The 14,059-nt window shown below is 66.0% G+C and carries 12 protein-coding genes; 3 read left to right on the forward strand and 9 right to left on the reverse strand.

Annotated elements, in window-relative coordinates; genetic code table 11:
• The first annotated feature begins 5 nt into the window (after positions 1-5).
• Positions 6-998, forward strand: a complete 993-nt coding sequence (locus AXZ77_RS18520; protein ID WP_098412272.1) for a levansucrase — start codon at positions 6-8, stop codon at positions 996-998.
• 1 nt (position 999) lies between these two features.
• A complete protein-coding gene (locus tag AXZ77_RS18525) occupies positions 1,000-2,070 on the forward strand; it encodes an ABC transporter ATP-binding protein (RefSeq protein WP_098412273.1) in 1,071 nt (356 codons plus the stop codon).
• A gap of 91 nt (positions 2,071-2,161) precedes the next feature.
• Here the strand turns inward: AXZ77_RS18525 and AXZ77_RS18530 are convergent, their stop codons facing one another.
• Positions 2,162-3,046, reverse strand: coding sequence for a DMT family transporter (locus tag AXZ77_RS18530; RefSeq protein ID WP_098412274.1), 885 nt, complete (start codon positions 3,044-3,046; stop codon positions 2,162-2,164).
• Between the two features lie 265 nt (positions 3,047-3,311).
• On the reverse strand, positions 3,312-5,528 hold the full coding sequence (locus tag AXZ77_RS18535; protein ID WP_098412275.1) for a heavy metal translocating P-type ATPase: 2,217 nt from the start codon (positions 5,526-5,528) through the stop codon (positions 3,312-3,314).
• Positions 5,529-5,639: 111 nt separating this feature from the next.
• On the opposite strand from AXZ77_RS18535, the gene AXZ77_RS18540 reads away from it, so the two are divergent.
• Positions 5,640-6,068 (forward strand): helix-turn-helix domain-containing protein, encoded by a 429-nt coding sequence (locus AXZ77_RS18540; RefSeq protein WP_098412276.1) that lies wholly within the window; start codon positions 5,640-5,642, stop codon positions 6,066-6,068.
• Positions 6,069-6,087: 19 nt separating this feature from the next.
• On the opposite strand, the gene AXZ77_RS18545 is transcribed toward AXZ77_RS18540, so the two are convergent.
• The 7 genes from AXZ77_RS18545 to AXZ77_RS18575 all read right to left on the reverse strand — a co-directional run bounded on the left by AXZ77_RS18545 (position 6,088) and on the right by AXZ77_RS18575 (position 14,045).
• The gene (locus tag AXZ77_RS18545) at positions 6,088-6,708 is read right to left on the reverse strand and encodes a trans-aconitate 2-methyltransferase (protein ID WP_098412277.1); all 621 of its coding nucleotides are present in this window, start codon (positions 6,706-6,708) and stop codon (positions 6,088-6,090) included.
• Positions 6,709-6,784: 76 nt separating this feature from the next.
• Positions 6,785-7,723, reverse strand: a complete 939-nt coding sequence (locus AXZ77_RS18550) for a sugar kinase (RefSeq protein ID WP_098412278.1) — start codon at positions 7,721-7,723, stop codon at positions 6,785-6,787.
• Entirely contained in the window at positions 7,720-9,810 is a 2,091-nt protein-coding gene (locus tag AXZ77_RS18555) for an FAD-binding protein (protein WP_098412279.1), read from the reverse strand. Before AXZ77_RS18555 ends, AXZ77_RS18550 begins: the two co-directional genes overlap by 4 nt.
• Positions 9,811-9,834: 24 nt before the next feature.
• Positions 9,835-11,004 carry a Gfo/Idh/MocA family protein gene (locus tag AXZ77_RS18560; RefSeq protein WP_098412280.1) on the reverse strand — a complete coding sequence of 390 codons (1,170 nt, stop codon included), beginning with the start codon at positions 11,002-11,004 and terminating at the stop codon, positions 9,835-9,837.
• Positions 11,005-11,097: 93 nt separating this feature from the next.
• Complete coding sequence (locus tag AXZ77_RS18565; protein ID WP_098412281.1) at positions 11,098-12,123, reverse strand: LacI family DNA-binding transcriptional regulator; 1,026 nt, start codon at positions 12,121-12,123, stop codon at positions 11,098-11,100.
• A gap of 1 nt (position 12,124) precedes the next feature.
• Positions 12,125-12,457 carry a Dabb family protein gene (locus AXZ77_RS18570; RefSeq protein WP_098412282.1) on the reverse strand — a complete coding sequence of 111 codons (333 nt, stop codon included), beginning with the start codon at positions 12,455-12,457 and terminating at the stop codon, positions 12,125-12,127.
• 1 nt (position 12,458) lies between these two features.
• Complete coding sequence (locus AXZ77_RS18575; protein WP_098412283.1) at positions 12,459-14,045, reverse strand: GMC family oxidoreductase; 1,587 nt, start codon at positions 14,043-14,045, stop codon at positions 12,459-12,461.
• Between the last annotated feature and the right edge of the window lie 14 nt (positions 14,046-14,059).

Here is a 14,059-nt window from a genome sequence, read left to right on the forward strand (position 1 = left end):
CCGACATGGTTCTCGCACTCGACAAGCAATGGGTCTGGGACAGCTGGTATGCCCATGACGGCGAACGCTGGCATGCCTGGTTCCTCAAGGCCGACAAGTCGCTCGGCGATCCGGACCTGCGCCACTTCAACGTCAGCCAGGGCCACGCGGTCTCGGACGACCTGATAAGCTGGCACCATCTGGGGACGTCGCTGACCCCGGCTCCGGCCCCGGCCTGGGACGATCTGGTCACCTGGACCGGGTCGGTGCTGCGCGACGATCACGGGCTGTGGCACCTGTTCTACACGGGCGGTCGGCAGTCCGAAGACGGGCTCTATCAGCGCATCGGCCACGCGACCTCGCGCGACTTGCACAACTGGGACCGCGTGGGCGACGGGCTCTGCCTCGACCTGACCGGGCCCAACGCCGCGCAGTACGAAGCCGAACACATGGTCGGTCACTGGCACGACCGGGCGATGCGCGACCCCTGGGTGATGCGCGACCCCGCAGGCGACGGCTGGCTGATGTATTTCACCGCCCGCGCCCCCGGCATCGAAGAGGCGAACGCGGCCGGGGCCATCGGCTTCGCCACCTCGCCCGACCTGATCCACTGGGAATTGCAGCCGCCGGTCTTCGTCGGCGGGTTCGGTCAGCTCGAAGTGCCGCAGGTCTTCGAGGAGAACGGGCGCTGGTATTGCCTGTTCTGCACCGCCGCCGAGCACTGGAGCCGCGCACGCATCGCGGAAACCGGCATGACCCCGGTGACCGGCAACCACTACCTGATCGCAGACGATCCGCGCGGGCCGTGGCGGATCGCCCCCGGCTTCCTCGACGGCGCGAACCCGTGCCGGCGCTATGCCGCACGCATCCTCAAGACCGCCGAGGGTCTGGTGATCATGGGGTTCGACGACAACGGCCACGACCATTTCGTCGGCCAGATCCGCGACCCGGAGCCCGTTCTCGTGGATGCGGAGGGCTATCTGCACATAGACCCGGATGCCGAGCAGGGAGGGAAATGACATGGCAGACATCAAGCTGCGCGGCCTGCGCAAGAACTATGGTGCGCATGAGGTCATCCGCGGCGTCGATATCGACGTGGCCGATGGCGAGTTCTGCGTCTTCGTCGGCCCCTCGGGCTGCGGGAAATCCACGCTGCTGCGGATGATCGCAGGGCTCGAGGACATCTCGGGCGGCACGCTGGAGATCGGCGGCGAGCGCGTCAATGACGTGCAGCCCCGCGAACGCGGCGTGGCGATGGTGTTCCAGAGCTACGCGATCTTCCCGCATATGAGCGTGCGCGACAACATGGCCTTCGGCCTCACCATCTCGGGCGCGTCGAAAGCCGAGAAGGCGGAGAAGGTGCAGCGCGCCGCCGAGATCCTGCAAATGGAGCATCTGCTCGACCGCCGCCCCAGCCAGCTCTCGGGCGGCCAGCGCCAGCGCGTCGCGATCGGGCGCGCGATCACCCGCAACCCCTCGGTCTTCCTCTTCGACGAGCCGCTCTCGAACCTCGACGCGGCGCTTCGGATGGACATGCGCATGGAGATCGGCAAGCTCCACAAGCAGCTGGGCGCGACGATGATCTACGTCACCCACGATCAGGTCGAGGCGATGACGCTCGCCGACAAGATCGTGGTGCTGCGCGACGGGCTGGTGATGCAGTCGGGCTCGCCGATGGAGCTCTATCACAACCCGGCCAACCGCTTCGTCGCAGGCTTCCTCGGCGCACCGTCGATGAATTTCCTCGAGGTCGAAGTCCTGGAAGCCGACAGCGAAAACGCCAAGGTCGCGCGTCACTCCATGGACCCGATCGTCGTGCCCGTGCGCGGTCGTAAATTCGCCCCCGGCGACACCGCCCTGCTGGGTCTGCGCCCGCAATACGTCACCCCCAGCACGCCCGATCAGGGCGTCCTGCACGGTCAGGTATCGCTCGTCGAACGGCTGGGCAGTGAAACGGTCGTCGATCTGGCGATGGCGGACGGCACGAGCCTGATCGCCGCCTTCAGCGAGGACAGGCAATTCGAACGCGGCGAACGGATCGATCTGGCGTTCGACCCCGCCCGGACCCATCTGTTCCACCCCGACGACTAAGGGCCATCGCGCGCTGACACTCGACCGGCATCGGCCTTTCGGACCATCAGACCATCCGGAACGCCCTGCGTCTTCGTGCCCCCATCGGGAGTCAGCCGCGCGCCTGCCTCTGCTCGCGAAAGATCGTGAATACGCCGCTCGCGATGATGATCGCCGCACCGGCGATCGTCATCGCATCCGGGCTCTCGCGCCAGATGAGCCAGCCGAAGAGCGTGGCCCAGAGCAGGCCGGTGTAGTCCAGCGGCGCCACCACGACCGCCGGGGCGAAGCGGAATGCCTGTGTCATCATCGTCATCCCCGCGGTGCCGAAAATCGCGAGACCGACGAAAAGCCAGAGGTCCTCGGACCGCACCGGGATCCAGACGAAGGGCACGATCAGCGCACTCAACAGCGCGCCCGCGCCCGTCAGGTAGACAAGCAGCGTCCACACGCTCTCGCGGCTATCCACCCAACGGGCGCTGAGCATCAGCAGGGCATAGACAAGCGCCGTCGCGACTGGCAGCAGCGAGATCAGCTGGAACGACGCGCCGCCCGGCCGGATGATCACGAGCACCCCGAGAAACCCTACCAACACCGCCAGCCAGCGCCGCCACCCGACCTCTTCCCCAAGGAAAAGGGCGGATATCAGGGTGATGAAGAAGGGCGCGACGAAAATCAGCGCGGTGGCCTCGGCCAGAGCGAGATAGATGAAGCTGGTGAAAAACATCATCGCGGCCCCAACCCAGAGCGCGCCGCGCAGCAAATGCGCAAGCGGCCGGTACGAACGCAGGGCTGAAGGGCCGCCCAGGATCAGGGCAATAGCGATGGTGACCGGCAGGGCGATCACGTTGCGCAGGAAAAGGATCTGGAGCGGAGAATAGCCGGCGGTGAGCGTCTTCGCGATCGCGTCGTTGGCACTCAGACAGGCCACCCCCACGCACATCAGGAATATGCCCTGCGTGTACGTTCTCGGCGCGTCGGAAATCGCAGAGCTCATCGTCACCTCCCTGATCGGTCCTGCCCTCCAAAAAGGGATCACAGGATTGAGACTTACACTGCCCATCCAGAACCCGAAAGCACTGTGGCAGAGCCCTGTCGATTGGATATGTCGTGCAGGACTGGAGGCGTTCGTCTCGCGATTTCACGCCGGAACGGCTCAAACCGGCAAGGCGGTCATCCGCGACCGAAAGACGCTCGGCTGCAACGCAAGCGCCCGGGGGCGCTTGGGCCCCCGGACATCGCGCGCCGTTCGCGACAAGCGGTCAGGCCTCTTTCGGCTCCCCCCGGAATCCCAGCAAGCGCAGCGCATTCATCGTGACCAGCACAGTCGCCCCGGTATCCGCCATCACCGCGATCCAGAGACCGGTGACACCGAGAAGCGTCGTCACGAGGAACACCCCCTTGAGCCCGAGCGCGATGGCCACGTTCTGACGGATATTGGCCATCGTCGCGCGCGCCAGACGAATTTGCCTCGGGACATCCAGAACCCGATCGCGCAGCAGCGCACCATCGGCAGTTTCCAACGCGACATGGGTGCCCGATCCCATCGCGATGCCGAGATGCGCGCTGGCCAGTGCCGGGGCGTCGTTGATACCGTCGCCCACCATCATCACATGCGCATCCCGCGCCAGCGCGCGAACCTCCGTCACCTTATCCTCGGGCAGCAGACCGGCACGCGCCTCGATGCCGAGCCCGTCGGCGATCGCGCGACCCGTCACCGGATTGTCGCCCGTCAGCATGACCGAGCCGATGCCCATGCGCTTGAGCGCGGCAATCGCCTCGGCGGCATCGGCGCGCGGCTCGTCGCGCAGCGCGATCAGGCCCAGAAGGCGTTCGTCCGTAAAGACGGTCACGACGGTCTTGCCGGCGCTTTCCAGCCGGTGGACAGCGGCACGATCCGCCTCCGTCAGAACACCCGCCTCCGTGGCGAGACGCGGGGCCCCTACGTGCCAGGTTTCACTGGCGATCACGGCGCGCGCGCCGCGGCCCGGGATCGTGGTGGCTGACATCGCCTGCGGAACCGCGATGCCGCGCTCCTCCGCCCGGGCGAGGATCGCCTGCGCCAGCGGATGACTGCTGCCCGTCTCGACCGCCGCAGCGGTGGCGAGAAGGCTGACCTCATCGCCGTGCAGCGGCACCAGATCGGTGATCTGCGGTCGCCCCTCGGTCAGCGTGCCGGTCTTGTCGAAGGCGACGAGGCTGGTTTTGGCCGCCGTCTCCATCACCGCGCCGCCCTTCATCAACAGCCCGTGGCGCGCGCCGGTGGAGAGGCCTGCAGCAACCGCGGCGGGGACCGAGATCACCAGCGCGCAGGGGCAGCCGATCAGCAACAGCGCGAGGCCACGATAGATCCATGTCTCCCACGGCGCCCCGAAGACCAGCGGCGGCACGACTGCGGCCAGAAGCGCCACGCCCACCACCGCAGGCATGTAGACGCGGCTGAACCGGTCGATGAACCGCTCCACCGGGGCGCGCGCGCTCTCGGCCTCTTCCACGAGATGCAGAATGCGCGAGATCGTGTTGTCCTCGGCGGCCTTCTCGACGCGGATGCGCAGCTCGCCCTCGGTATTGATCGAGCCGGCGAAGACCGCCTCGCCCGGCTCTTTGAGAACCGGCACGCTCTCGCCGGTCACCGGGCTTTCATCGACGCCCGAACTACCGGAGACGATGGTGCCATCCGCCGGGATGCGGTCGCCCGGGCGGGCCTGCACGATCTGTCCGATGGCGAGGCTGTCAGCGGCAACCTCGCTGATACGGTCGCCCACGACCAGCCGGGCGGTCTGCGGCACCAGATCGGCCAGCGCACGGATCGAACCGCGCGCCCGCGATGCCGCAACCCCTTCCAGCATCTCGCCCACCGCGAACAGGAAGACGACGAGCGCCGCCTCTTCCGCCGCGCCAAGAAAGAGCGCACCGATCGCGGCGATGCTCATCAGCATTTCGATGGTGAAGGGCATCCGCGCCCGCGCCATCAGCGCGGCGCGCCGGATCACTGGCGCGACGGAGATTACGGTGGCGAGCATGAAGACCCAATGCGCGATCTGTCCGCCGACGAGCAGCTTCACGATCCAGGCCGAGGTCAGCAAGACCCCTGTCGCGATCAGGTAGCGTCCCTTGACGGTCGCATACCATGCAGGATCGGCGGGTGGCGTCTCGCTTTGAGCGGGAAGCTCCGATCCCTCTCCGAACTCCTCTGTTCCGGTGAAAGCCCCCTCGGGCAGGACGAACCCGCCCTTGGGTTTTTCCGGGGCCGCGCCCTTGACCGAAATCCCGAAACCGAGGCGGCGCACTGCCGTCTCCACGCTCTCGCGGGAGGTGGTGGCCGCGTCCAGCCGCAGCCGCAGACGCTCATTCATCAGCGTGACCTCGACCGCCTCGACGCCGGGCAGAGCCTCGACCGCGCCGCGCACCTTTGCCGCGCAGGAACCGCAATCCATCCCGGTCACCCGCCATTCCTGAAGGTCTGTCGCCTCGGTCATCTGCTGCCGTCCTCTTCCTTCGATTTCTCGACAGCAGAGAAGATAGGAGCTACAGCGACTATAGGTTCAAGGGGGAATTTCGCCCTCGCGTGACCGAGACCGAGGAACGACATGCATACGATCGGAACATTGGCGCGCCGCACCGGCACCAAGGTGCAGACCATCCGCTATTACGAGCAGATCGGCCTGATGCCAGAGCCGGGGCGGACCGCGGGCGGCCAGCGGCGCTACGGCGATGCCGATCTCGACCGGCTCGCCTTCATCCGCCATTCGCGCCAGCTTGGTTTCCCGCTCGAGGCGATCCGCGAATTGCTGGACCTCTCGGATCATCCCGCGCGCGATTGCGGGGCTGCGGATTCGATCGCGCGGCGACAGTTGCGCGAGGTCGAGACCCGGATCGCCCGGCTCGCGGCGCTGAAGCGCGAGCTGGAACGAATGATCGGCGAATGTCGCGGTGGAACCGCTTCGGATTGCCGGGTGCTGGAGGTGCTGCGCGACCACTCGGAATGCCTCGCCGACGATCACGACGCGATAGGCTGACCCCGCAGACAGGGGCCGATCAGCTGAGCTTCCGGAACAGGCTGAACTGGAATGACTGCAGGTTGCCTGAGGGTGTCATGTGTTTCTGGAACCGTTTCGCCACCAGCTCAAAATCGGGGCCCAGCGCATCGCCGAGGGCCTCCGGACTGTAGCGACGGACGGGAAGGCCACTGCAGGTCTCCGGCCCGTCAGGCGCGAAGGTCGCGATGATCGCGTGACCGCCAACGCGCAGGGCACGAGACAGGCGCGTCACATAGGCATCCCGGTCCGATGGGTCGACCAGAAAGTGGAACACGGCGCGATCATGCCAGAGGTCGTAGACCCGCTGGGGCGACCAGCGCGTGATATCGGCGACGATCCACTCCACATCCGCGCCGCGCGGCCCAAGCCGGGCACGCTGGGCGTCGAGGGCCGTCTGGGAGAGGTCGAGAACGGAAATGTCGCGCAGGCCACGCGCGATCAAGCCGTCAACGACCCGCGAAGTGCCGGCGCCCACGTCGATCACCCGAGTGTCCGGCGTCAAACCGGCGCATTCGGCAAGTTCGAGCGAGATCTCCTGAGCGTCCTGATGCCAGCTGAGGTCACTGTCACTCTTGCTGCCGTAGATCCGGTCCCAGTGATCCTTTCGCGCCTCGTTCATCCAAATCCTCCACGCGGCCAGTATAGCGCGTGGTTAAGATTACGAATATGCGCAAACCGCCCTCACGCTTGGCATCCTATTCGAGCGACGCGGCGAGGGCGCGCACTGCGTCCTTGCCCAGCCGTGCGCCCGGCGCGCCCAAGACCGCGCCGCCGACTGTCTGCCCCATCCCGATCGCCTGTTCGACCGGATGCCCAAGAAGACGGGAGGCAAGATAGCCCGCATTGAACGCGTCGCCCGCGCCGGTGGTATCGCGCAGCTCTGTCAGAACCGGGGTGTCGCGCCGACCGGTGCGCCCCTCGGCAAGATACCAGACGGGGCGCGCGCCATCCTTCACGGCGATCTCCGCCACCCCCTGCCCGCTCAATCGCTCCAAGGTCTGTTCCGGCGTCGCATCGCCCCACAAGGCTGCCTCGTCGTCAAAACTCGGCAGCGCGATATCTGTATAGGCGAGCATGCGCAGACACGTGTCACGCGCCTCCTCCGGCGATTGCCAGAGCCGCGGCCGATAGTTCGGATCGAAGGAAATTCGCGCGCCGTCGCTGCGCGCTTTGGCAATCGCGTCGAACAACGTCTCGCGCGCCTCCGGCGAGAGAATGGCAAGGGTGATGCCCGACACATGGACGAGATCCGCGCCGGACAAGGCGCGCCCGAGGGTATCGGGATCATCCGCGAGCCGACGCGCCGCAGAGAGCTGGCGCCAATAGTGAAAACTGCGCTCCGCCCCCTCGAGCTCGATCATGTAGAGGCCCATCTCGCGCTCGGCATCGCGCTGAACGGTGGAGATGTCCAAGCCATCCGCCTCCATCTCTGCGAGGAAACGACCGGACAGCTTATCCTCGCCGATGCGCGTGACGAAGCCCGCCCGGGCACGCGACCCAAGCAATTGCGCCGCATGCCACAGCGTGTTGAACGTATCGCCCGCATAGCCGAGGCGGAACGTGCCGCCCTCGACCGGGGCGAGTTCCAGCATCGCTTCGCCGATGGCGACCATCTTCTTCGGGTTCTCACTCATTCGCGCTGGCCTTTCGCGTCGAGATCAAAGATGCGTCCGGTCAGCCAATCGGGCCAGTCCCGCTCGAAGAACGCGCGCGCGCTCTCGTCGAAGCTGCGGTTTTCGCGGGTGTCGATCTTCAAGTCTTCCCCCTCCAGACGGACGAGGATTTGCGTCTGCTTGTCGATGCCGCGCTCCGTCTTGAAGCGGAACGCGCCCAGATCCGTATCGCGCGCCATCGGGATCGCTTCGCCGTCATCGGAACAGATCGCGCGCGCGCCGCGGCTGCCACCGCCCTGCGAGATATACTGGTCGAGCGCGGCAAGGACGGCCTCGGAGGCAAGCGCCATCTGCTGCCACTGGATCGCGCGACCGCCATCGCCCGCGCGCTCCGGGGCAATCCCGCCGCTGCGCAAACTCCGGTTCAACTGGCGTGCCGCTGCAAGCGCTTCGGCCACGTCTTCGCCGTTGCAGATCATCCCGGCATGGTCGCTCATCCGGGCCTGAACTTCGTCGCGGACCGACTTCACGGAATGCGTGCTGTCCGTCTTCAACCGTGCGAGCAGATCCGTCACCGACGCAGTGAGGGCCTCCGATCCGACGGCATCCGGCGCATGGGCCGTGCGGCTCGCGCCGATATGCTCGCCAACGCGGGTGCCGAAGACCTGACCGGCGTTCAGGGCCGATCCGCCCGGGCGCGTCACGCCATGCGTGCCCGCCGCCTCGCCCGCGGCATAGACACCGCGCAGGTTGGAACGCCCCCACGGATCGACCGCGATCCCGCCATTCATATGCTGGTTGTTCACCGCGAATTCGAGCGGTGCGGCGGCGATGTCGACCTTGTAGCGGCGGTACAGTTCGATTGCGAGCGGGTTCATGTGGCGCAGCCGGTCGATCGGCAACTCCTGATCCGCCCCGGCGGTGCCCAGATAGGTCCGCACATCCTCGTCGAGGCGGGTGAGATCGAAGGGCTGATCCCCAGGCACCGGAAGCGGGTTGCGGTTGAAGTCCATGAAGACCCGGCGCCCCGCAGCGCTCTCGCGCCAGACCGCCAGATCGACGAGGCTCGACGCGAAATCCAGCATCCGCGTCGCGTGGAACGGCCATTGATAACCCTTGCGGAACACGTTGGAGGCCAGCTCCTGCGTCGTCCGGTAGTACTGCGCGAGGAAATGATGCTCGCGCCCTTCGGCATCGACCGAATAGATATGCGGCAGGGATTGCACGTAAGTCCCCGAAAGGTTCCACGGGAACCCTTCGCGGCGCGTCCCTATGCCGAACTGGCTCTCGGTGAGGTTGACCAGTTCGATCCCCGCTTCGAGCGCGAGACCCAGCGTGCCGAAGCAGCCATTGGGATAGACGCTGTCGCGATAAAGCTCGCCCGGCCCGCCCGCCGCGAGCACGACATTCGGCGCGGCAAACAGCACGAGACCATAGGGATTGGCCTCGCTGCGGTCGGATTTGCGGAACGCCAGCGCCCCGGTGACACGGCGGTCATCCCCCTCGCCTTCGGTGAGCAGTTGCACGACCGTCGTGTGGTTGAAGATCGGCACGTGGAGCCGCAGCGCCTCTTCCGCCAGCACCTTGACCATCAGCCGTGACGTTCGGGGGCCGCAGCTCGTCGCGCGCCCGGTCTCGTCATGGTCGGTCTTGTAGCGCAGCGTCGCGCCGAACCGGTCCTGCGGCAGCGGCAGCCCGAGATATTGCAGCGAGGCCATCATGCGCGGCGAGCCGACCGCCTCGATATAGGCCGTGTCCTCGTCCATCGCGCCGCCAGCCCGGATCGCCCGCGCCATCGCTTGAAAATCATCCCCGTGATCGGCGGTGTTCGCGGTGTGCAGCGTCTGCTTGTCGGAGCCCGAGCAGGCGGAGGCCCCGCCCCAGGCGCTCTGGCTCGCGACGATCACCTCGCCGCCGCGCCGCTTGAGTTCGACGGCGGCGCGAAGCCCCGCGGCCCCGCTGCCGACGACGAGGCAACCGGTGCGATAGACCGGCAGGGTGAGGCCCGCGATCTCGAGCATCTCCGGGACCGTCTCGTCGGCCCGCAGCCGCGGCATCTCGATATCGGTCAGGGCGTCGAGGATTTCCTGAGGGATTGCACTGTCCATGTCTTGGCTCCGTTTGCGGTGCGATCAGCTCTGCGGAATGTCGACCCAGGCGCGTTGCCGGGACGAGCTCATGCAGGCGTCGACGATCTGGGTGATGTGATGTCCGCTCTCGAAGGTCGGCCACATCGCCTTGCCAGAGACGATGGAGCGGATGACCTCCGCCGCTTCGATGATCTTGGTCTCGTTATAGCCGAGCGCGAAATTCGGCAGCGGCAGGAAGGCCGCGTAGGTCGGATGCTCGGGCCCGACATCGATCTCGCGGTAGCCGCGGCGCCCGATCGGATCGGCATTGGTGTAGAAGCGCAGCCGGTTCACCTCGTCGAACGTATAGGCGAGGCTGCCTTTCGTGCCGTAGATCTCGTAGGTCTGCATGAACTTGCGCCCAGTCGCGACACGGCTGAAATCCACGATCCCGTTCGCACCGTTCTCGAATGTGCACAGAAGCTGGGTCGCGTCGGGATTGGTGATATCGGCCCATTCCTCGCTGCCGGTCAGCTCTGCCGTCTCACCAAGCCCCAGCCCTTCGATCTTGGGACGGCGCGGCGTGACGATGATGTTGTTGGCGATCAGAGACGAGACGCGACCGACGAGGAATTCCATGAAGCTGAAGACATGGCTGCCGGTATCCCCGACGATCCCGGTGGGCGCGAGCGTCCCATCGGCGCGCCACATATAGGGCACCATCGGGTCGCCATACATGTCGACATGCTGGCACCCTTTGAACATCGTGATCTCGCCGATCTCGCCCGCATCGATGATCTCCTTCGCGAGATCGTGGACGGGGTTGCGCGGGAAGGCGTGACCGACGCGGGTGATCAGGCCGCGCGCCTTCGCGATATCGGCAAGCTCGCGCGCCTCCTCGGCGGATTCCGCGAGCGGCTTTTCGCAAAAGACATGCTTGCCCGCTTCGAGCGCGGCTTTCGCAACCTCGTAATGCAGGTTGTCAGGAAGACAGATATCCACGAGATCGACCTCGGGATCGGAGATCACCTCGCGCCAGTCCTGAACGATCCGCGCGCCGGGTGTCCGCTTCGCGAGTTCCGGTGCGGCGGCGGGATTGCGATCGACGAGGGTGACGACGCGCGCCGTGCCACCTTCGGTGCCGAAGAAATGCGGAAAGGTCTGATAGGCCATCGTGTGGACTTTGCCCATCCACCCCGAAGCGCCGAGCACGGCAACGCGGATCTCTGTCATTTGAACACTCCTCTCCTGTTCGCGCCGGTGTCTCTCCGCGCGGTCTCGTCTCTGTTTCGTCCGAACGGGCGGGCCTCCCGTCTCCCTGTCGTCTCAGCCCGCAGGCGTCTCGCCACTCGATCCACGTATGGCCAGCGAGACCGGCGTGCGGATTTCCGGCGCCGGCACCTTGTCGTTCTCGAGCCAGGCCAGGATCGTTTCGGCGACAAGCTTCCCGAAGCCGTCAATGTCGCAGCGCACCGAGCTGAGCGGGGGCCAGGAATGGGCCGCCTCCTCGATGTCATCGAAGCCCACGATGCGCAGATCACGGCCGACATTGCGCCCGATCTCGGCGCAGCCCGAAATCATCCCGAGCGCGACCTGATCGTTGAAGCAGACCGCGCCATCCACCTCCGGATGGTCGTCCGCCAACTCATGCGCCGCCTGCCTGCCGAAGGCGCGGCTCGCGCTGCCGGTCAGAACATGAGGCTCGAGCCCGGCCATCTCGATCGCACTCAGATAACCCGCCATACGTTCCTGCGTGACGGCCCGGCCTTCCAGACCGCCCACGAAAGCGATCCGCTTCGCGCCTTGTTCGAGAAGATGCTCGGTCGCGATGCGCGTCCCGTTCGGATAATCCGGCGCGGCGAAGGGGAAGAGCTCGGTCCGCATCTCGACTTTACGCAGCACCTGCATCGCCGGAATGCCCGCCCGCTGAAGCGCCTCGAAGCTCAGCGCCTCGTCGCCATAGGCGGGCGACAGGATCATCGCGGAGACGCCGTGCTCGATCATCGCCTCGACCACCTGCGCCTGCAGCTGCGGGTCTTCGTCGGTATTGGCCACGACCGCCGCATAGCCGCGGCTCGACAACGCCATTTGAACGGATGTCGCGAATTCGGTGAAGAACGGGTTGCGAAGGTCGTTGATCACGAGACCGACGAGCCCGGCCCCGGCGCTGCGCAGATTGGCCGCCGCCCGGTTATAGACATAGCCGATCTCGGTCATCGCAGCCTGCACCTGCTCGCGCGTTTTCTGCTTCACCAGGGGGCTGTTCTGGATCACGAGGCTGACGGTCGATTTCGAGACCCCGGCCTTGCGGGCCACGTCGATGATCGTCGGTCTGCGGTCGCTCGGCGCCATGTCACGCCCCCTGCGGCTGAGCCGCGATCTCAAGGTCGAAGACGAGGATGCCGTCGATCCCGCCTTGGGCGTTGGCGACGAGCTTCGCACCGAGCGCCCGGTGATCGGGATGTTCCTGATAGGCGGCGAGCGCCTCCCAGTCGCGGAAATCGACAGTGAAGCCATGCATGTAACCGCGCTCGATCTTCTCGGGGCTCTCGGAGCGGCCCGCGCAGATCGCGCCAAGCCCGTCCACCTTGCCCTCGATCGCGTGCAGCTCCTCCCAGAGCGGCGCGATCTCTTCCTCGCTCAGCTCGGGTTTGAATTTGACGAGAACGATGTGGCGCACTGTCATGTCAGCCTCCATGTGACGCGCGGATCATATCGGCGGCTTTCTCGCCGATCATGATCGCCGCGGCGTTGGTATTGGACGAGATCACGCGCGGCATGATCGAGTTATCGACGACGCGCAGCCCCTCGATCCCGTTGAACCGCAATGTCGGGTCTACGACAGCTCCCGGATCGGCGCCCATGCGACATGTCCCCGCGCAGTGATGCGACGTTTTCGAATGGGTGCAGATGAAATCGAAGTAATCCTCATCGGTTCGGACATCGGGCCCCGGAAGGCGCTCGGCGAGGATATATTTGCGCAGAGGCGATTGCGACAGGATTTCCTGCGTCAGCTTCAGCCCCCGGATCGACATTTCGCGATCGAGCGGATCCTGCAGGTAGTTCGGATCGATCAGCGGCGCCTTCGCCGGATCGTCGCTTTGCAGGCGGACGCTGCCGCGCGAGCGCGGGCGCAGATAGCAGGAATTGAGCGTGATACCGCCCTGCGGCATCGAGACGACGCCGTGTTCGATGCCGGTCCCGAGCCCGAGATGGAACTGCAGATCCGGGGACCGCGCCTCGGGATCGGCATACCAGAAGCCACCGGTTTCGAACAAAGACGACGCCACCGGCCCCTTGCGTCCGAACAGATATTGCAGCCCCGCCAGCGCCGCCCAATGCGGTTTCGCATAACGGTCGTAGCTATAGGGGCCGGAAAGCTCACTGATGCAATAAAGGTCGAGGTGATCCTGCAGATTGGACCCCACCTCCGGCTGGTCGAAGACGACATCGATCCCGAGCGAGGCCAGCTCGTCCGCCGGCCCGATCCCCGACAGCTGCAAGAGCCGCGGCGAGCCGATCGCCCCCGAACAGAGCAGCACTTCGCTTTCCGCCCGAAGCTGCGTGCCATCGACAAGCTCGACCCCGGTCGCGCGGCCATTCTCGACCACGATCCGGCGCACCTGAGCACCCAGCTGCACCGTGAGGTTCTCGCGGTGACGGTTGGGCGCGACATAGGCCATCGCAGCCGAGGAGCGGCGCACATTGCGCTGGGTCAGCTGGTAATAGGCGACCCCGTCCTGCTTCTCGCCGTTCACGTCGTAATTGCGCGGAATACCAAGCTCGGCGGCCGCTTCGAAATAGGCCTCGCAGACCGGCAGGGGCGCGCGCGGATCGCTCACGCCGAGCGGGCCGCCCTTGCCGTGATACCGGTTCTCGAGGCTCGCGTTATCCTCGGCCTTGCGGAAATAGGGCAGCACGTCCTCGTAGCCCCAGCCGGTGCATCCCATCTGACGCCATTCGTCGTAATCGCGCGCATTGCCGCGGGTATAGACCTGCGCGTTGATCGCGGAGCCGCCGCCGATCACCTTGGCCTGCGTGTAGCGAAAGACCTTCTTCTGCATGTGCCGCTGCGGAACCGTTTCCCAGCCCCAGCTGCCGATGCCCTTGGTCATCTTCGCAAAGCCCGCGGGCAGATGATAGAATGGGTGGCGATCGCTGCCGCCCGCCTCGAGCAGCAGCACGTCAGCCGACGGGTCCTCGGAGAGACGCCCGGCCAGCACCGAGCCTGCCGAACCGCCGCCGATAATGATGAAATCATAAGTCGTCTTCATGCTGGCCTCCTTTG

The sequence above is a fragment of the Thioclava sp. ES.031 genome (genome assembly GCF_002563775.1).
In the GTDB taxonomy this organism is placed as follows: domain Bacteria; phylum Pseudomonadota; class Alphaproteobacteria; order Rhodobacterales; family Rhodobacteraceae; genus Thioclava.